This window comes from Pseudomonas sp. QTF5, from assembly GCF_000512695.2.
Taxonomy (GTDB): Bacteria; Pseudomonadota; Gammaproteobacteria; order Pseudomonadales; family Pseudomonadaceae; genus Aquipseudomonas.
Genome location: NZ_AZRW02000010.1, coordinates 123,737 through 140,586, shown reverse-complemented (window position 1 = coordinate 140,586; position 16,850 = coordinate 123,737). Strand labels below are relative to the sequence as shown.

Genomic DNA, 16,850 nt, shown 5'->3' with positions numbered 1-16,850 from the left:
AACTAAGATGTTGAATGTGATGAGGCCTTCGCGAGCAAACCCGCTCCCACAGGGGGCTTCACCGCCGTCTTGCGCCCCAGCATCACCGTCACGATCACCCCGGCCGCAAACAGCCAGGTAATCGGCTCGACGTGCTCACCGAAGAACAACGCCGAAAACGCGATCGTGAAGAAGATCTGCAGCAACTGGATCTGGCTGACCCGGGCAATGCCGCCCATGGCCAGCCCGGCGTACCAGGCAAAGAACCCAATGAATTGCGAAAACAGCGAGACGTAACCGAAGGCCCACCAGGTTTTGGCCGAAATCTCGCCCTGATGTTGCAGCGACAGGTACAGCACCGGCCCGATCAGCAGCGGTGTCGACAGCACCAGCGCCCAGCAGATCACCTGCCAGCCACCCATCTCCCTGGCCAACCGGCCGCCTTCGGCATAACCCAACCCACCCACGGCAATCGCGCCGAGCATCAGCAAATCACCGGCCTGAATACTGCCGGCGCCGCTGATCAGTGCATAACCGAGTACCAACGCGCTGCCCAACGCTGCGCAGGCCCAGAAGGCTTTCGACGGACGCTCATGGGACAGCCACGCGGCGTATAGCGCCACGCACAGCGGTTGCAAGCCGTTGACCAGTGCGCCGTGGGAGGCGGGCAATGTCTGCATGGCCCAGGCCGACAGCACCGGGAAACCAAGGATGACCCCGGCGATCACCAGCGTCAGGCCTTTGACCTGTTTCCACGTGGGCCATTTTTCCCGGTGCCACAGCAATAAAAGCGCTGCCGGAATCGCCGCGAACAGCGCCCGGCCGAGGCCGTTGAGCAGGGGATGAAGTTCCTGCACGACGATCCGTGTGAAGGGCAGGGTCAGGCTGAAGATAACGACGCCGAGCAGGCCGAGGGCCATGCCGGTGTTTTCGCGCGAGGACATGATGGGTGACCAGAATTCAGGATGGCGGGAAGTTTCTTTATCTAGCCATAAACCGCAGGCGCTGCTCTGTTACAGATAGGCGCAGAGTTATCCGTACAGTTAAGCGCGGTCCCTGTGGCGAGGGAGCTTGCTCCCGTTCGGCTGCGCAGCAGTCGCAAGACCTGCTTGCACGATATGACTGGAAAAAATGCAGGGGGCCGCTTCGCAACCCATCGGGAGCAAGCTCCCTCGCCACAAAAGCCAAATCCAAGCTGTGGTGTGCGTAGTAGTCGGTTATTACCTGCCATGCAGATTAAGGACTACCTTGAATACTCCTGCATGCCCACGCATTTTCCAGAGGAGTCTTCCCCATGGCAGCTAAAAAAATTCTGATGCTGGTCGGCGATTACGTCGAAGACTACGAAGTGATGGTGCCGTTCCAGGCGCTGCTGATGGTCGGCCACACGGTGCATGCCGTTTGCCCGGACAAAACCGCCGGCCAGACCGTGCGCACAGCGATCCATGACTTCGAAGGCGACCAGACCTACAGCGAAAAACCCGGCCACCTGTTTGCCCTGAACTTCGATTTCGCCAAGGTAGACGCCGCGGACTACGACGCGCTGCTGGTGCCGGGTGGTCGTGCGCCGGAGTACCTGCGCCTGAACGAAAAAGTCCTGGACCTGGTGCGAGCCTTCGACAAGGCCGGCAAACCGATCGCTGCCGTGTGTCACGGTGCGCAACTGTTGGCCGCGGCGGGCATTCTTGAAGGTCGTGAGTGCAGCGCCTACCCGGCATGTGCCCCGGAAGTGCGTCTGGCCGGTGGCACGTTCATCGATATTCCGGTGACGCAAGGTCACGTTCAAGGCAATCTGGCCACTGCCCCGGCCTGGCCGGCGCACCCGAGCTGGCTGGCCGGTTTCCTCGGGTTGCTGGGCACCAAAATCACGCTGTAACGAGGGACTGTCCATGTGCGAGCTCTACGTCAAGGCCGATCCGATTCTCTACGAATCGCGCTCCCGCTCGCTGCGCATCTGCGGGGTGGTGACTACCCTGCGGCTGGAGAATCAGTTCTGGGACATTCTCAGCGAAATCGCCGAGGTCGACGGCATGACCACCAATCAGTTGATCGCCAAGCTGTATGAAGAGGTGATGGACTACCGCGGCGAAGTGGTGAATTTTGCCTCGTTCTTGCGGGTCAGCTGCATGCGCTATCTGAGCCAGCGACGGGTGCAGACACCTGAGTTATCGGTGGTGCGGGCTGCGGTGAAATAGGGCGGTTTTGTTTAGACCTTACCGGCCTCTTCGCGAGCAAGCCCGCTCCCACAGTTGACCGAGTTGTTCAGAAGGATGCGGTCTAATGTGGGAGCGGGCTTGCCCGCGAAGGGGCCGGTAGAGGCGACAGAAATCCTGACTTGGTCTTTACTCTGAAGCGCGAAACCTCTCAATCACCAAGGAGTAAAAGCATGTCTGGATGGTACGAAGTGAGCAAAACCGGCAACGGTCAATTCAAGTTTGTATTGAAAGCGGCCAATGCCGAAACCATTCTGACCAGCGAGCTGTACACCACGCGCGGTGCGGCCGATGGCGGTATCGCCTCGGTTCAGGCCAACAGCCCGCTGGACGAACGCTACGAGAAAAAAACCACCAAGGACGGTCATCCTTACTTCAACCTCAAGGCTGCCAACCATCAGATCATCGGCAGCAGCGAATCCTACTCATCGGATGCCGCGAGAGATAAAGGCATCGCCAGCGTCAAGGCCAACGGCCCGACCACGGTGATCAAGGACAAGACCTTGCCGGTGCTCTAAACACACCGCTTGATAAGCCCAATACACATCCAGTGTGGGAGCGGCGGTGCGACGATTCGACTTGCTCGCGAAAGCGGTCTGACATTCAGCATCTACGTTGAATATTAAGCCCCCTTCGCGAGCAAGTCGAATCGTCGCACCGCCGCTCCCACATTAGTTTGGCGGCGTTCACAAAACCCTGTGGGAGCGGGCTTGCCCGCGAAAGGGCCGACCTCGGCGCCGCTAAACCTCGACCGGTACGGTCAGCTTGGGACTACCGAGCGCATGAGTCTTCGAATCAAAAAACCGCAGCTCCACTCCCGTCCCCTCAAACACCTTCGCGTAATGCCGCTTCTGATGCTGGATGAACGCCTTGCTGCGCGGGTAAATCGAGATCGCCGCGGTCTTCGGCTTCGCTTGGCGCAATGCATGAATGATGTGACTGTCCTGCTCGCCAAGAGCATGCCCGAAGATGCACAGCCCATCGCCATGGTCCAGTAACTGGTCGTAGCAGAACGACAGGTAATCCGAGCTGCGAATGGTCTTGAGCTTGTCCTGGGTCGGGCCTTCATTGACGAATAGCGGCACGTCGTCGAGGGTCTTGATCGTATTGTTGATGGCGAAACTGCCCAGCAACGTGCCCTCGGTCGACATCAACTTACGCGCCGTGCCGTCCTGATTGCGCACCAGATGCAGGCCGCCGTGCAGGTACAACAGCCGGGTTTTGTCTGTCGCGGTGAGGCTCAGATCAAAGCGCGGCTCGGTGCCCTGGAACAGATCGGTAATGACGTCAGGCCGGTGCTGGATCGCCCAGTAATTGAGCAAGTCGTAATTGGTGGTGAACACCGTTCGATAGCTGCCCAGTTCCTGATTGATCGTCGCCAGCGTCGAGGGCACCACCAACCGCCAAGGAATATGCACCGCATGCACGGTATTGATCAGCGCTTCCTTGATCGCGTAATAGCGATTGCGCGGTGCGGCGGAGCTGACGGCCAACGCCTTGTTGACCCGGCTGGTGGTTTTCAGCGCCCCAAGCACTTGTTCGAAACTGCGCGTCTGCATCGCGTCGAACACGCTCAATTCGGATTGGCTCAGAGGCTTTTCTTCGACGGTGCGGGCGTCTTCGAACAGCGAGTCATAGCCGAAGTCGTCCCATACCGCACGACTGGCGCCGTTACCCACCAGCAGGCCGCCGAAAGAGGCGGTGGTGCGCAAGGCGTTCCAGTCTTCAAGTTGGGCATCGACATCCTGGAAATCGGTCATTGCGATCAAAGTCTCAAAGCAAAAGGTCTGATGGACGGCGACTTTATCATGCCTGGTCGTTGAGCCAGATCAACATACGGCGTGACTGATCGGTCGATTCTGTGCGCTTCCGCCAAATCAGCGTTGCCGATTTCGGTTTCAGCCAGGAGACTCGCGCATGAGCAGTACGTTTTTCATCCCCGCCGTCAACATCATGGGCACCGGCTGCCTCGACGAAGCCATGGACGCCATTCGCAAGTATGGTTTTCGCAAGGCGCTGATCGTCACCGACACCGGGTTGGCCAAGGCTGGCGTGGCGACGATGATTGCCGGGAAACTGGCGATCCAGGACATCGACTCGGTGATCTTCGACGGCGCCAAGCCGAATCCGAGCATTGCCAACGTCGAACTTGGCCTGGGCCTGCTCAAGGAAAGTCGCTGTGATTTCGTGGTATCGCTGGGCGGCGGTTCGCCTCACGACTGCGCCAAGGGCATCGCCTTGTGCGCCACGAACGGTGGGACGATTCGTGACTACGAAGGTGTCGATCAGTCAACCAAACCGCAATTGCCGCTGATCGCGATCAACACCACCGCCGGCACTGCCAGCGAGATGACCCGTTTTTGCATCATCACCGACGAATCCCGTCACGTGAAAATGGCCATCGTCGATCGCAACGTCACGCCGCTGCTGTCAGTCAACGATCCGGCGCTGATGGTCGCCATGCCCAAGGGCCTGACTGCCGCCACCGGCATGGACGCACTGACCCACGCCATCGAAGCCTACGTCTCCACGGCGGCCAATCCGATTACCGATGCCTGTGCACTGAAAGCCATCACCTTGATCAGCAATAACTTGCGCCTGGCCGTACGCGAGGGCAGTGACATGATCGCGCGGGAAAACATGGCTTACGCGCAGTTCCTCGCTGGTATGGCGTTCAACAATGCATCCTTGGGTTATGTCCATGCGATGGCTCATCAGTTGGGCGGGTTCTACGACTTGCCTCATGGCGTGTGCAATGCGGTGCTGCTGCCTCATGTGCAAAGTTTCAACGCGCTGGTCTGCGCTGACCGCCTAACCGATGTTGCCCGCGCGATGGGCGCCGACATTCGCGGGTTCAGCCCGGAGGAGGGCGCGCAGGCAGCGATCGCGGCCATTCGCAACCTGGCCAGGGACGTGGAAATCCCCGCCGGTTTACGAGAGCTCGGTGCCAGGCTCAACGACATCCCGGTGCTTGCCAGCAATGCCCTGAAAGACGCCTGCGGACTGACCAATCCACGGCCGGCGGATCAGCGGCAGATCGAGGAGATTTTCCGCAGCGCGTTCTAAGTGGTTCGACGGCCGGGCGCGAACACTACGCAAAGCAGCGCGCCCACGGCCAGCAAGGTGCATAGCAGCGACAATGGCCATGCCTGCTGGCTTGCGATCAGGCTGGCGATACCGCCGATAATGGCGGCCATCAGTTGGTGAATGAAACCGCTCAATGCCATCGCATAAGCACCGCCGACCGGCGAGCCTTCGTTGGCCAGGGACAGGCTGATCGGGTAATTCAATGACTGGCCAAACACTGCAAAACAATAGGGCAACCAGAACAGCAGCGCTATCGACGTACCGGCGATGCTACCCAGTAACATGACTGCGCTGCCGGCCAGTACCAGCCCAACGCCTGCCGTCATCAGCTGGCGCTGACCGGTACGTAGCACAAAGCGATTGACCGCCACAGCCCCGAGAAAATAGGCCGCGCTGATTGGCCAACCCAACAATCCGTATTCCACTGCCGACCAGTTGAAGGGGCCTTGCAGAATCAACGGAGCCGCGGTGTTGAATGCGACGATTACCCCGTACCCCAAGCCGCCAACAAGGGCCGGCAACAGGAAGGCCCGATGGCCCAGAATGTGCCAGTAGCTGGTCCAGGCGGATGACAGTGTGTTCTCTGCTGCCAGCACCGGGAACGTAACCCGCGCCACCACCACCGCCATCAACAGGCTTACGCCACCCAACAAGTAGAAAATCGCCGGCCAACCCAGCGCCATCTGGATAATCGACCCCAGGTATTGGCCGATACCCAGCGCCACCACAAAGGAAATCGATATCCAGGACAACGCCTTGGCCAGCAGATCGCCGCGGAAACTGTCGCGGATCAGCACCCGGGCCATGACCGAAATTCCGCTGGCGCCTACACCCTGAATCAGTCGAAAAAACAGGAACGACTCCAGTGTCTGGCCCAAGGGCAGGGCCAGGTTGCCCACCCCATAGATACCGAGCGCCGCGAGCAACACCGGTTTACGGCCAATGCGCTGACCCAGGCTGCCCCAGAACAGCATCGGCAGCGCCATGCCAATCAGATACACCGCCAGCCCCCATGAAACCTGCGAGGCATCGGCGGTTAAATCCCGGGCAATTTCCGGCAGCGCCGACAGATAAATGCTCATGCCCAATTGAGCGAGAAAAACCGTGCAGCAGGTGATGAGGAGGGTGGTGCTGATCTTCATTTGATCTTCCCTGAGTTTCAGCTGCCGATGTCCCGGCCGTGAGTGCGTAAAAGCTCGCTGATGAGTTCGCAGAAATGGCGTATCAGCGTCGTCTCCATGTCGGCGCGTGAGGCTGCCAAAGAGGCGGATATTAACGTAATAGGCTTGCTCGGTGCCGGGATCATCGCCTCCATCCCCAGCTTCTGGACCCTGCCGCCGAAACTGCTGGCCGGTGCCGGCGCAGGTGCCGCTGGCGGGATCGCGGTGATCAACACCCTCGGCCAGTTCGGTGGGATCGTCAGCCCGGTCATGGTCGGGCGGGTCAAGGACCTGACCGGCAGCACCACGCCGGCCCTGTACGTCATCGGCGTCGCCGCGCTGATTGCTGCTGCGTTGTTGCTGTGGGGGTTGCCGCAGAAGCTGCGCACGCTCGATAAGTTCTGAAACTGCGGCGTCAGGAAAACCGCTTTCGCGAGCAAGCCCGCTCCCACACTTGACCGAATTCCAAAGTTGGACACGGTTAAATGTGGGGCGGGCTTGCTCGCGAAGACGGACTCACAGCAACAAAGCACTCGTGGTTCTACGCTCAAGGACGTTTAAGTTGTACGCTCCGGTCGGAACCAGCCTCAAGGTTACTAAACCCATGCTAACCGGCCTCAACCACCTGACCCTCGCCGTCACCGACCTGAACCGCAGCGTGGCGTTCTATCGCGATCTGCTGCAACTTCAGCTTGAAGCCACGTGGGACACCGGCGCCTATCTCTCATTACCCGGTCTGTGGCTGTGCCTTTCCCTCGATCCGCTGCGCGAGTCCGCCCCCGCCGCTGACTACACCCATTACGCCTTCAGCATCGATTCTGCGGACTTCCCGTTGTTCGTCGAACGCCTGCGATCCGCCAACGTGCGGGAATGGCGGGACAACCGCAGCGAAGGCGCGTCGTTCTATTTTCTCGACCCGGACGGGCACAAGCTTGAGGCGCATGTCGGGGATCTGGCGTCGCGGCTGGCGGCTTGTCGGCAACGGCCGTATGCGGGGATGAGGTTCTTCGACGATCGTTAAGTCGATGCTCGGGGTCCTGGGATAGACTTGCGTCCATTCACCCGGCGTTTCAACAGGAATTCCCATGACTCCATCGCTGCTAATGGCCGTTCTCGCCTCGGGCTTCATTTATGGCATCACGCCGGGGCCGGGTGTTCTGGCGGTGTTCGGCATCGGCGCGGCGCGCGGGCGGCGAGCCGGAGCGGGGTTTCTGTGCGGGCATTTGCTGGGCGATGTGGTCTGGTGCAGCACGGCACTGATCGCGATTGTCGGTGCGCGGGAAATCGGCAGCACCGCGTTCGATGTGCTGGGCGTATTCAGTGGGCTCTACCTGTTCTGGCTGGGGCTGCGCGCGGTCCGGGCTCGCCGCGGCAATGCCGATGCACCTCAAGGCCTGGCGCGGCAGCCGTTCTGGCACGGCATCATGTTCGGTCTGACCAACCCCAAGGCATACCCGGTGGCGGTGGCGACCTTTACTGCGCTGTTGTCCAGCCGTGCAGAATTGCTGCATTGGTCGATGCTGCCATGGTTGATCGTCCTGAGCTTCGTCGGTGGCCTTATGGCCTACGCTATTCTCATAGGCATCGTCGGTGCGCGTCAGGTGCGCACGTTGTATCAGCGTCATGAACTGGCGATCACGCGGTTGTGCGGGGTAATGTTCATCGGTTTTGCCATCAATGCCCTGGTGCATGCGCTGCCGGGGCTGGTGACGAACAAGGCTTGAGGCTGATCGCAGGGAAGCGTCAGCTGCACAGTCATCGCTCGGGCGTATGACCGGTCAGGGAGGTTTGTTCAATGTTGCATTGTCCGGACACGCTCTCGGTATCATGGAAAGCAGAAATTCCGCCCCACTGGCGAGCTACATCGACCTCTTGCTGGATGCCATCTGTGCGGTGGACAAACAAGGTCGCTTCGTTTTTGTCAGCGCGGCCTGCAAGCGCATTTTCGGTTACACCCCCGACGAGTTGATCGGCCAGCCGATGATCGACCTGGTGCATCCCGCCGACCGACAGCGCACCCTCGATGCCGCGCGGGAGATCATGGAGGGTGAGCCCAAGCTCAACTTTGAAAATCGTTACCTGCGCAAGGACGGCCGGGTGGTGCACATTCTCTGGTCGGCGCGCTGGTCGGAGGTCGATCAGTTGCGCATTGCCGTGGCGCGCGACATCACCGAGCGCAAACAGGCCGAGTCCCGGCAAGCGGCGCTGTATGCGATCTCCGAAGCGGCCCACGCGGCGGAAGATCTGTTGACGCTGTTCAAACGCGTCCATTCGATCATCGGCGAATGGCTCCCGGCGTTGAATTTCTCCGTGGCGCTGTATGACGAGCACTGCGCGCAGCTGAATTTTCCCTATCACGTCGACGACCGTGAGCCGCAGCCCGAGCAGCCCGGGACGGTGACCGGACGTCTTTGCAGTGAAGTGATCCGCAGCGGCCTGCCGCTTCTGCTGACCCCGGATCAGAACGATCCGCCGGCGGGGTTTGCGGCACTGGTCGCGGGCCAGGATTCGCCCTGCTGGCTGGGCGTGCCATTGAGTTCGCAGAACGGCACCATTGGCGCGCTGATCGTTAAAAGCGTAGCGGGCGGCGAGCGTTACACCGAGCAAGACAAGGAGCTGCTGCAGTATGTTTGCGCCCAAGTCGCGACCGCTATCGAGCGCAAGCAATTGCATGCCCGGCTCCAACGTATGGCCCAGTACGACCAACTGACTCAGTTGCCCAATCGTGAATTGCTGCGCGAACGCCTCAAGGCCTCACTGGCGCTGGCCCGGACAGACTCCGGTCGAATGGCATTGCTCTACGTCGACCTCGACCGCTTCAAGCAAGTCAACGACACCCACGGTCATGCGGTCGGCGACATGCTGTTGCAAGCGGTCGCCAATCGGCTCAAGGGCTGCGTGCGCGAAACCGACACCGTAGCGCGTATCGGCGGTGATGAATTTGTCGTGTTGTTGCACAGCATTCACGCCGCCGAGGATGCAGAGAGTGTGGCGGGAAAAATCCGCCAGGTGCTGGTTCAGCCTCTGCGCCTGGACGGGCATAACCTGAAAATCCAGCCGAGCATCGGCGTTGCGCGTTACCCCGAACATGGGACTGAAGAAAACCAGCTGTTCAGGCATGCCGATGAGGCGATGTACAGCGCCAAGCGCCAGCAGCACCTGCGTCTCGGGGCCTGAAAGCCCGTCACCGTTCGTCGCAGCGTTGCCAGTTTTTCTAAACCTTTTTGGCGATGGAAATTCTTATTCTATGCGGGCGGCTGCTCGCAGCAATCATCACCAAGAGGATGAGAACCATGCCTACTTCAAAAAATCCAAGTCCGGGTAGTGCCCACGATCGAACGAAGGCGTCTGAAGCCGGTCGCAAAGGTGGGAAAACCACCACGACGACCGTTGATAAAGACTCCGCGAAAGGCGGCATGGGCCGCAAAGGTGGTCAGAAATCCCGGTAATAGTGAAGGTGGTTTTATTAAAAGACGGGGGCGAAAGCCCCCGTTGGAATTTTCAAAGAAGGAGGGCGCGACCATGAGCCGGATGGCCACCCGTTTACGCAATATCAGTTTTGTCACGTTACTGGGTCTGTTTGCCAGCAGTGCCTTTGCCCAGTCAGCTGCCGAATTCATCAACGAAGCGTCGGCCAAAGGCATGGCCGATATCGAAGCCAGTCGCCTGGCGCACCAGAAAACCGAGTCCAAACAGGTTAAGGATTACACCATCGTGGTGATCAACGACCTCACCACCGCCAACCAGCATCTGGCGAAAATTGCCAAGCAACTCGATTTGCCGGTCGCGCCCCGCGAAGAAGTGGTCGACAAAGCCAAAGCCTTGATACCGGATGTGAAGGATGACGCGTCCTTCGATCAAGCCTATGTTGCCAGTCAGGTGAAAACCACCCAAGAGGCCATCGAGCAGCTTCAACAACAAGCGCAGACCACGGACGTACCGCAAATCAAAGCGTTCGCCGAAGAAACCCTGCCCAAACTGCAAAACCACCTGCAAATGGCCAGAGAGCTGCAAGCCAGTCGTTAGCACCAATGGCGCGGGTGACGTCGCCGGTCACCCGCGGGCGATGGCTCAATTCATTCATTCCTGTTTCTTTGTTTCCGGGACAACAGTGCCGTCCAGGGAAATCGTTTCGCCCTCGCCGAGGGTGCGGTATTTCTTTCTCAATTCTTCCAGCTGTTTGATATCCAGCGATTCGAGCCCCAGCATCGCGTTCTGCGCTTCTTTCGTTACTCGCAATAACTCATCGATCTTCAAGTGCAAAATGTCCGTGTCGCGGTTCTGGGTGTTCTGGATCAGGAACACCATCAGGAAGGTGATGATGGTGGTCGAGGTGTTGATGATCAGTTGCCAGGTATCGTTGAAATGAAAAATCGGCCCGCTCAAACCCCAAAGTACAATCAGAAAGATCGCCCCCAGAAAAGTCCGGGGATAGCCGGCCCACAGGGCGAGTTTCTGTGCGATTTTCGCGAATTTCATTGCCGTATCCTCATAGGGATGCGCCTGATTTTCAGACAGCACGGGCATGATGAAAATTCTGCTGAATATTGCCTGCGGGGATGAGAAATCGGTGCGCTGAACCCTCTGTCAGTGCTGATCGTTCGGGGCCGAGAAAGTCGCAACCATTTCCACCGACATGGGTCACTACTTCAAGCCCATGAAACTGGAGAACAACATGAATCTCGCTCGCACGTTTTACCTTTGCTGCTGCTGCCTGCTTGCGTTGCAGGGCTGCTTCGATAACTCGGATAACGAGACCAAAGACAACACCGATGGAACCAAGTCTTCGGTGCAGATGCAGGAGAAGGGGGCGGATAGTAAATAGCGGTAAGGAGCTTCTACCGTTGTGCACACCAAGAAACCGACCCTTGATACCCAATACCAATCAGTTAAGCGCAATCCATGTGGGAGCGGGCTTGCTCGCGAAGACGGCGGCATAGTCAATATTGATATCGCCTGACACACCGCATTCGCGAGCAAGCCCGCTCCCACAGGTTGGTATTGGTTTTTTTGCATATCTATTCACGCCGACAGCGTCACCTCAGTCTTCCAGCTGAAGTACCCCACCGCTTCACAGCTCTGATTGATCAGCATGAAACTCAGTTCGCAGACTGTCACGCCCGTGCTCAGTTGCGAACACTCCCAGTAATGATCATCGGCGCTATGGCTACTCGGTTGGGTCGGGATGGCGGGGTCGGGCGCGGGGACTGTCTGGTCGCTGTGAACGATCAGTTTGGGCGGCGAAAGGACCCCGGCATCGTCCACCGTCAGGTCGTGAAGTACCACAGTATGTTCAGTCAGCAGGCTGACGGTCCTGCCGCGAATATGGAAGACCTTTCCGTTGCTGGCTGTCAGGGTTATTTTACTGTCATTTTCAGCATTTTGTGTCGTCGTGCTACTACTCACGGGGAAAATGAAACCACCTTCAATCACAGTCGGGTTCTGCGATTCAAGACTGGGTTGCGGATAGCGTGAAAGCAGCGATTCGGCATCGACGATCAGCAGCACACTATTGGCTGTCACGGCGCCCGCCGAAGAGGAGGTAATCGGTTCGGAAGTCATCATGGATTCCTTTCATGATGGTGACGCAATACGGTAACCGCTTCGGTTCAAGTGAGACATCCTGTTCCAGCCGAGGCGGCAACGAGCTCGGTAGGCCCCTCGTTGCCAAGGGGCCCAGCCCGGCATCAGTTACGGATGGTAATGAACGGATCCCATGTGCAGCAGCCGATGATCTGGCAGTCGCGATTCACGATCAGAAACTGGAAGTGATAGGTCACGCTGCCGCAGGCAAGGGTTTCCGAAGACCAGTAATGGTTATCGACCTTCTGGCAACTGGGTACCGACGGATTGCTGGTGTTCGGGACTGCAAAGGAGGCGGTAGCCTTGCGTGGCGTGGGCGTAGAGATCAACTCGTTGCCTGCGTTACCGACGAACTTGTAGAAAATCACTGCTTGCTCGAAGCCCAGCGACAGGCTGGCTTCACGCCAGCGAATCAAATCGCCTACCTGGGCTTTCAAGTTGAGCTCGCCACCGGCCTGGCCACTCACCACGTTGTTCTGATTGGTCACCATGTACACATGATTGACGTCGATCATCGTCGGCGCAGCAGGGTTTTTGCTGATGTTCGGGTAGTTTTTCAGAATGGTTTCAGTGTCGATGGAAACAAGTACATCCGTGACTCGAGACATAGTAAAGCTCCTTTGAACATAGTGATTACCTGGCTACCTACCAGGTACGACAACGCTTGTTTGCCTTGCGGCCGTTGCTAACACACTACTGGGGAACCCACTCGATCACGGGGTACGAGCTGGCCTTGCTCCTTGCCTTTAAATGACGTGTTGGGTTCCTTCCAACGGGCCGCGATTGGACTATAGATGCCATTTTCATGCTGTCAAAATTGCTTTGCCGGCGGGACGACGAACGGTTCTTTTGGTTATGATTTCCATTGATTTGGCGATAAGAGAAGGCGCATTCAGATCCTCAATGCCCTCCAAAAGTCGGGATAGGGCAGAGCACTGCGCTCGATGTATCGTAGCGAACCAGTTGTCTGCCTCTGGCTGAACAATGCACAGGAGAACGATATGAGTTGGTCCGCCAAACAATACGTAGCTTTTGAAGATGAGCGCACACGCCCGGCGCGTGATTTGCTGGCCGCCATCCCGGCGTCCGGCGTCCGTTCGGCAATCGACATTGGTTGCGGCCCCGGTAATTCGACCGAGCTGCTGGTGGAGCGTTTTGCCGATTCCGTGGTGCGCGGATTGGACAGTTCCCCCGATATGATCGAGGCCGCCCGCAAGCGCTTGCCTCACCTGTGTTTTGACACCGCTGATATTGATACCTGGGACGAGACCGGCCCCTTCGATGTGATTTTCGCCAACGCAGTACTGCAGTGGCTGCCCGATCACGCCCGGTTGCTCCCGTCATTGGTGGCCAGGCTCGCACCCGGCGGCAGTCTGGCGATTCAGATGCCCGACAACCTCAACGAACCGTCGCACCGATTGATGCGTGAGGTCGCAGCGAACGGACCTTGGGCTGACAAACTGGCAAGGGCCGCTGGTCAGCGAACGGAAATGGATGGTGCCGGCGGCTACTACTCGATGCTGCGCCCCCACTGCACCCGGGTCGATGTATGGCGAACCACTTACTTTCATCCGCTCGCGGACGGCGCATCGGGCGTGGTCGAGTGGTTCAAGGGCAGCGGTTTGCGACCTTTTCTCGATCCACTGGATGAAGCGGAGCGGGCGCAGTATCTCAAGCAATACCAGACGTCAATCGAGCAGGCCTATCCGGCGCTTGGCGATGGTTCGGTGCTGTTGCCGTTTCCACGGTTGTTCATGGTGGCGACGCGCTGACGAACAAGGGACTCGTTTGTCCCTTTGGTTTACCAGATATTCAGGCAATCAGCCCTGCTGCAAAACCTTGAGTGCCGCCGAGGCCAGAAACCCGGAGCGACTTTTCTCTTCTGGATGATGCAGTACGTATTCATCGATGCGGTTGAGTAAGTAGCCGGGCAGGGTGATGTTGAGTTTCTGGGCCTTGCCCAGGTATTTGGTGACATCGATATCCACCACGGCCCACGTACACCCTGCGTACTGCGAATTGGTCGCATGCAGGGTCACTTTGTTGGCGGGCGGAATCGGTGATCCGTCTTCGGCCAGAATCTCGAAATGGCCTTCGATGGCTTCGCGAGCCATGGCCATCGCGTCATCCAGATCTTCCCCGGCGGAGAAGCAGCCCGGAATATCTGGAACCTCCACGCCCCAGGCGTGCTCGTCATCACCCATGGAAATCGCAATGGGGTAAAGCATGTTCGTTATCCTCCGAGGGCGCAGTCCATCGGTTCGTCAGAGCAGCGCCTGTTGCAAAATACTGATGGCCGTTTTTTTGAGCAGATCTTTTTTCGGATGAGGAACCGTGACCAGTCCTGGCTTGGTCGGATGCTTGAAATGGTGATGGCTCCCCTTGACTCGTACCAGATACCAGCCGTCTGCAACGATTTGGCTTATCAAAAACCGGCTATTCACATCACCTCCCTGTGGTGTGCTTGTGGTTACTATACCTACTGTAATTCGCTAATCAACACTATAACCACCAAAGCGTCCTGAGCACTGATGTGCTAGCGGCATGAAATGAGTCTAGGAGGGCATTTGGCGATGGCTTGGGGAAGGCCTGCTTCCTGTATTGCAGAGTTTTGCCGAGGCGCTGAAGGGCGAGGGTCGCTCAAATTTCAGGCATAAAAAACCGGCCACTTCGGACCGGTTCTTGTGTTCCCCGAGCATCAAGCAGTAGCTTCTAAATCAGCTGATCAATCAAAACCGCGTTGGAGTAGATCAAGCTTCCATCGCTCGCTCGATGCCCGACCAAATGGAACTGACCGCGCGTGTGCTGCAAGTAGACGCGCATTTGGCAGTCGGACAATGGGCCGTACCCCTCTGGCAGGATCAAATCCATTGAGCTCATGTCGACATCGACCATGGCTTCAGGCTCATGGGTCTTCTGTAGGCGTTCTTCAGCTTGCTCTAGACGCAGATGGAGGGGGCCATCGACGTAAAAATGGATCTCACCGGTCGGGATGGATTTCTGGTCGGGACTGGGCTTGCACCAGCCTTCGATCGTCAAGGTACTCATGACAAAACCTCCGTCGTGGACTGCTGGATTCGGTGGCTTTTGTCTGTTCTCAATGCCATCACTTATCTGACTACTACGCATAGGCAGGGTTCGTCTTTTGGGCGGCTTCTGGCCGATCTCTGCCGTCCGTCATCTGAAATTGAGTATAACTGGCAACCGGGCCTCGCTTGCCAACCTCACGGTACAGCCCGATGGTTCTATACTTCTCACTGACTTTGCCACCGGGATGGGTGGTAGTTGTCAGCCCTGCTTGGACGTCAGTGGCGATGCTTTGGCATAACCAATGAGCAACAGGAACAGGATGAGAGAACATGGCAATAGCAATTGTCTTGATACTAATCGTTATTGCATCAGTACTCTTCCATATACTAGCGCCTTGGCATGCGACACCGGCAGCTTCCAACTGGGGGTCAATAGATACGACCCTGTTCATCACCCTGATCATTAGCGGAGTATTTTTCATCGCCATCACGGTATTCATGGCGGTGGCCGTGATGCGTTATCGTCACAAGGAGGGTTCCAGGGCGCACTACCAGCCAGAAAGTAAAAAACTGGAAACATGGTTGATTATCGTGACCTCGGTAGGTATTGCCGCGATGTTGGCGCCAGGTCTGGTGGTTTACAGTGATTTCATCCGGGTGCCGAAAAATGCTTATGAACTTGAAGTGGTCGCCCAGCAGTGGCAGTGGGCCTTTCGTTTTGCCGGCCAGGACGGGAAGCTGGGTAAATCGGATATCAAGTTTGTTGATTTCATCAACCCGCTTGGCCTTGATCCAAAAGATCCTGCCGGGCAGGACGATGTGCTGATAAAAAACAACGAAGTCCGCCTTCCGCTCGATCAGCCAGTGAAAGTTTTACTGCGCTCTAAAGATGTGCTGCATAACTTCTATGTACCGCAAATTCGCAGCAAGATGGATATGGTGCCGGGGATGGTGTCGTACTTTTGGTTTACACCGACCAAAATCGGGAAATATGAAATCCTTTGCGCTGAATATTGTGGTGTAGGTCATTACAACATGCGCGGCCAGATGATCGTGGAAGAGCAGGGCGTCTTCGATCAATGGCTGAACAGCCAACCGACTTTTGCGCAGACATTAACGACAGCTACCAAACCCAGTCAGGGCAGCGTGCTGGAAAAAGGTCGCTTGTTGGTCGAACAATACGGCTGCGGTGCCTGCCATAGCCAGGATGGCAGTACCCGTCTCGGCCCCGGATGGAAGGGGCTGTACGGCCGCACCGAACAGTTTGCCGATGGCACCAGTGCGCTGGTCGATGAGGCCTACCTCAAAGAGTCGATCCTCGATCCGAAGGCCCGACTGGTACAGGGCTACCCGCCGGTCATGGTGGCCTATACTCTCACTGAAGATGAACTGGGTGCTGTCGTCGCCCTGATCAAATCTTTGGGTGCCGCGCAGCAAGAACCTTCTGCCAGTGAAAAGTTGGACAGAGGTGACGACTTGGCGACGCAGGGGCAGCGGCTGGCTGAGTCGCTCGGCTGTCTGGCCTGCCACAGTGTCGATGGCAGCAAGGGTGTCGGCCCCAGCTGGCAGGGCCTCTATGGCGAGACCGTAACCCTTGCCGACGGTACGAGTATCAGGGCCGATGAGGGCTATATAAAGGATTCGATTCTTAATCCCGGCGCCAAAATCGTCAAAGGCTATGCAGCCGTCATGCCGGCCTTTACCCCGAGTGATCAGGAGTTGAACGCACTGATCGCTTTTATCAAATCCAAAGCGAATGCCGACGCTGATGCGAGCAAGGCGGAGCCAGGGAAGTAGCC

21 protein-coding genes and 1 pseudogene are annotated in these 16,850 nt (G+C 57.8%); 12 read left to right on the top strand and 10 right to left on the bottom strand.

The genetic code is table 11. The features are described from left to right. Positions 1 to 2: 2 nt before the first annotated feature. On the bottom strand, positions 3 to 923 hold the full coding sequence (locus IC37_RS10990) for a DMT family transporter (protein ID WP_030132699.1): 921 nt from the start codon (positions 921 to 923) through the stop codon (positions 3 to 5). A gap of 350 nt (positions 924 to 1,273) precedes the next feature. On the opposite strand from IC37_RS10990, the gene IC37_RS10985 reads away from it, so the two are divergent. The 3 genes from IC37_RS10985 (at position 1,274) to IC37_RS10975 (ending at position 2,710) form a co-directional block, all read left to right on the top strand. Further along, positions 1,274 to 1,855 (top strand): DJ-1/PfpI family protein, encoded by a 582-nt coding sequence (locus IC37_RS10985; RefSeq protein ID WP_008010833.1) that lies wholly within the window; start codon positions 1,274 to 1,276, stop codon positions 1,853 to 1,855. Positions 1,856 to 1,868: 13 nt separating this feature from the next. Beyond that, entirely contained in the window at positions 1,869 to 2,174 is a 306-nt protein-coding gene (locus IC37_RS10980; protein WP_007903755.1) for a ribbon-helix-helix domain-containing protein, read from the top strand. A gap of 191 nt (positions 2,175 to 2,365) precedes the next feature. Continuing rightward, positions 2,366 to 2,710 (top strand): YegP family protein, encoded by a 345-nt coding sequence (locus IC37_RS10975; RefSeq protein WP_030132698.1) that lies wholly within the window; start codon positions 2,366 to 2,368, stop codon positions 2,708 to 2,710. A 222-nt stretch (positions 2,711 to 2,932) separates the two neighbouring features. On the opposite strand, the gene IC37_RS10970 is transcribed toward IC37_RS10975, so the two are convergent. Continuing rightward, complete coding sequence (locus tag IC37_RS10970) at positions 2,933 to 3,952, bottom strand: DUF4917 family protein (RefSeq protein WP_030132697.1); 1,020 nt, start codon at positions 3,950 to 3,952, stop codon at positions 2,933 to 2,935. Between the two features lie 157 nt (positions 3,953 to 4,109). Between IC37_RS10970 and yiaY the strand changes: the two genes are divergently transcribed. Next, positions 4,110 to 5,258: an L-threonine dehydrogenase gene (gene yiaY / locus IC37_RS10965; protein ID WP_030132696.1), complete on the top strand. Its 1,149-nt coding sequence runs from the start codon at positions 4,110 to 4,112 to the stop codon at positions 5,256 to 5,258. Here the strand turns inward: yiaY and IC37_RS10960 are convergent. Then, positions 5,255 to 6,421 (bottom strand): multidrug effflux MFS transporter, encoded by a 1,167-nt coding sequence (locus IC37_RS10960; protein WP_030132695.1) that lies wholly within the window; start codon positions 6,419 to 6,421, stop codon positions 5,255 to 5,257. The two genes, yiaY and IC37_RS10960, sit on opposite strands and share 4 nt — an antisense overlap. Before the next feature lie 129 nt (positions 6,422 to 6,550). Here IC37_RS10960 and IC37_RS10955 point away from each other — a divergent pair. The 6 genes and pseudogenes from IC37_RS10955 to IC37_RS10930 all read left to right on the top strand — a co-directional run. Continuing rightward, a pseudogene (locus IC37_RS10955) lies at positions 6,551 to 6,844 on the top strand (MFS transporter); the annotation flags it as partial. A gap of 199 nt (positions 6,845 to 7,043) precedes the next feature. Beyond that, positions 7,044 to 7,460 (top strand): fosfomycin resistance glutathione transferase, encoded by a 417-nt coding sequence (fos, locus tag IC37_RS10950; protein ID WP_030132693.1) that lies wholly within the window; start codon positions 7,044 to 7,046, stop codon positions 7,458 to 7,460. A 64-nt stretch (positions 7,461 to 7,524) separates the two neighbouring features. Next, a complete protein-coding gene (locus tag IC37_RS10945) occupies positions 7,525 to 8,163 on the top strand; it encodes a LysE family translocator (RefSeq protein WP_030132692.1) in 639 nt (212 codons plus the stop codon). A gap of 103 nt (positions 8,164 to 8,266) precedes the next feature. Then, positions 8,267 to 9,616 (top strand): GGDEF domain-containing protein, encoded by a 1,350-nt coding sequence (locus IC37_RS10940; RefSeq protein WP_030132691.1) that lies wholly within the window; start codon positions 8,267 to 8,269, stop codon positions 9,614 to 9,616. 116 nt (positions 9,617 to 9,732) lie between these two features. Further along, positions 9,733 to 9,888, top strand: coding sequence for a KGG domain-containing protein (locus tag IC37_RS30955; protein WP_008014777.1), 156 nt, complete (start codon positions 9,733 to 9,735; stop codon positions 9,886 to 9,888). A gap of 73 nt (positions 9,889 to 9,961) precedes the next feature. Then, positions 9,962 to 10,465, top strand: coding sequence for a DUF4142 domain-containing protein (locus IC37_RS10930; protein ID WP_030132690.1), 504 nt, complete (start codon positions 9,962 to 9,964; stop codon positions 10,463 to 10,465). Positions 10,466 to 10,519: 54 nt separating this feature from the next. Here IC37_RS10930 and IC37_RS10925 read toward each other — a convergent pair whose 3' ends face one another. From IC37_RS10925 to IC37_RS10915, 4 genes are all read right to left on the bottom strand, one after another. Next, positions 10,520 to 10,918, bottom strand: a complete 399-nt coding sequence (locus tag IC37_RS10925) for a low affinity iron permease family protein (protein WP_030132689.1) — start codon at positions 10,916 to 10,918, stop codon at positions 10,520 to 10,522. Positions 10,919 to 10,949: 31 nt separating this feature from the next. Continuing rightward, complete coding sequence (locus tag IC37_RS29960; protein ID WP_158225657.1) at positions 10,950 to 11,318, bottom strand: hypothetical protein; 369 nt, start codon at positions 11,316 to 11,318, stop codon at positions 10,950 to 10,952. Positions 11,319 to 11,461: 143 nt separating this feature from the next. Continuing rightward, a complete protein-coding gene (locus IC37_RS10920; RefSeq protein WP_030132688.1) occupies positions 11,462 to 12,001 on the bottom strand; it encodes an AidA/PixA family protein in 540 nt (179 codons plus the stop codon). A 125-nt stretch (positions 12,002 to 12,126) separates the two neighbouring features. Continuing rightward, positions 12,127 to 12,630, bottom strand: a complete 504-nt coding sequence (locus IC37_RS10915) for an inclusion body family protein (RefSeq protein ID WP_007903283.1) — start codon at positions 12,628 to 12,630, stop codon at positions 12,127 to 12,129. A 393-nt stretch (positions 12,631 to 13,023) separates the two neighbouring features. On the opposite strand from IC37_RS10915, the gene tam reads away from it, so the two are divergent. Further along, a complete protein-coding gene (tam, locus tag IC37_RS10910; RefSeq protein ID WP_030132687.1) occupies positions 13,024 to 13,794 on the top strand; it encodes a trans-aconitate 2-methyltransferase in 771 nt (256 codons plus the stop codon). Between the two features lie 48 nt (positions 13,795 to 13,842). Here the strand turns inward: tam and IC37_RS10905 are convergent, their stop codons facing one another. The 3 genes from IC37_RS10905 to IC37_RS10895 all read right to left on the bottom strand — a co-directional run bounded on the left by IC37_RS10905 (position 13,843) and on the right by IC37_RS10895 (position 15,070). Further along, the gene (locus IC37_RS10905; RefSeq protein ID WP_030132686.1) at positions 13,843 to 14,250 is read right to left on the bottom strand and encodes a type II toxin-antitoxin system HicB family antitoxin; all 408 of its coding nucleotides are present in this window, start codon (positions 14,248 to 14,250) and stop codon (positions 13,843 to 13,845) included. Positions 14,251 to 14,286: 36 nt separating this feature from the next. Beyond that, positions 14,287 to 14,466, bottom strand: coding sequence for a type II toxin-antitoxin system HicA family toxin (locus IC37_RS10900; protein WP_030132685.1), 180 nt, complete (start codon positions 14,464 to 14,466; stop codon positions 14,287 to 14,289). Positions 14,467 to 14,734: 268 nt separating this feature from the next. Then, positions 14,735 to 15,070, bottom strand: a complete 336-nt coding sequence (locus IC37_RS10895; RefSeq protein WP_030132684.1) for a hypothetical protein — start codon at positions 15,068 to 15,070, stop codon at positions 14,735 to 14,737. Between the two features lie 311 nt (positions 15,071 to 15,381). Between IC37_RS10895 and IC37_RS10890 the strand changes: the two genes are divergently transcribed. Continuing rightward, the gene (locus IC37_RS10890) at positions 15,382 to 16,848 is read left to right on the top strand and encodes a cytochrome c oxidase subunit II (protein WP_030132683.1); all 1,467 of its coding nucleotides are present in this window, start codon (positions 15,382 to 15,384) and stop codon (positions 16,846 to 16,848) included. The last annotated feature ends 2 nt before the right edge of the window (positions 16,849 to 16,850 follow it).

What these genes read in the sequence shown, in the direction of transcription:
- IC37_RS10990 (WP_030132699.1), bottom strand. Translation starts at nt 923, where the DNA reads ATGTCCTCGCGCGAAAACACCGGCATGGCCCTCGGCCTGCTCGGCGTC.
- IC37_RS10985 (WP_008010833.1), top strand. Translation starts at nt 1,274, where the DNA reads ATGGCAGCTAAAAAAATTCTGATGCTGGTCGGCGATTACGTCGAAGAC.
- IC37_RS10980 (WP_007903755.1), top strand. Translation starts at nt 1,869, where the DNA reads ATGTGCGAGCTCTACGTCAAGGCCGATCCGATTCTCTACGAATCGCGC.
- IC37_RS10975 (WP_030132698.1), top strand. Translation starts at nt 2,366, where the DNA reads ATGTCTGGATGGTACGAAGTGAGCAAAACCGGCAACGGTCAATTCAAG.
- IC37_RS10970 (WP_030132697.1), bottom strand. Translation starts at nt 3,952, where the DNA reads ATGACCGATTTCCAGGATGTCGATGCCCAACTTGAAGACTGGAACGCC.
- yiaY (WP_030132696.1), top strand. Translation starts at nt 4,110, where the DNA reads ATGAGCAGTACGTTTTTCATCCCCGCCGTCAACATCATGGGCACCGGC.
- IC37_RS10960 (WP_030132695.1), bottom strand. Translation starts at nt 6,421, where the DNA reads ATGAAGATCAGCACCACCCTCCTCATCACCTGCTGCACGGTTTTTCTC.
- fos (WP_030132693.1), top strand. Translation starts at nt 7,044, where the DNA reads ATGCTAACCGGCCTCAACCACCTGACCCTCGCCGTCACCGACCTGAAC.
- IC37_RS10945 (WP_030132692.1), top strand. Translation starts at nt 7,525, where the DNA reads ATGACTCCATCGCTGCTAATGGCCGTTCTCGCCTCGGGCTTCATTTAT.
- IC37_RS10940 (WP_030132691.1), top strand. Translation starts at nt 8,267, where the DNA reads ATGGAAAGCAGAAATTCCGCCCCACTGGCGAGCTACATCGACCTCTTG.
- IC37_RS30955 (WP_008014777.1), top strand. Translation starts at nt 9,733, where the DNA reads ATGCCTACTTCAAAAAATCCAAGTCCGGGTAGTGCCCACGATCGAACG.
- IC37_RS10930 (WP_030132690.1), top strand. Translation starts at nt 9,962, where the DNA reads ATGAGCCGGATGGCCACCCGTTTACGCAATATCAGTTTTGTCACGTTA.
- IC37_RS10925 (WP_030132689.1), bottom strand. Translation starts at nt 10,918, where the DNA reads ATGAAATTCGCGAAAATCGCACAGAAACTCGCCCTGTGGGCCGGCTAT.
- IC37_RS10920 (WP_030132688.1), bottom strand. Translation starts at nt 12,001, where the DNA reads ATGACTTCCGAACCGATTACCTCCTCTTCGGCGGGCGCCGTGACAGCC.
- IC37_RS10915 (WP_007903283.1), bottom strand. Translation starts at nt 12,630, where the DNA reads ATGTCTCGAGTCACGGATGTACTTGTTTCCATCGACACTGAAACCATT.
- tam (WP_030132687.1), top strand. Translation starts at nt 13,024, where the DNA reads ATGAGTTGGTCCGCCAAACAATACGTAGCTTTTGAAGATGAGCGCACA.
- IC37_RS10905 (WP_030132686.1), bottom strand. Translation starts at nt 14,250, where the DNA reads ATGCTTTACCCCATTGCGATTTCCATGGGTGATGACGAGCACGCCTGG.
- IC37_RS10895 (WP_030132684.1), bottom strand. Translation starts at nt 15,070, where the DNA reads ATGAGTACCTTGACGATCGAAGGCTGGTGCAAGCCCAGTCCCGACCAG.
- IC37_RS10890 (WP_030132683.1), top strand. Translation starts at nt 15,382, where the DNA reads ATGGCAATAGCAATTGTCTTGATACTAATCGTTATTGCATCAGTACTC.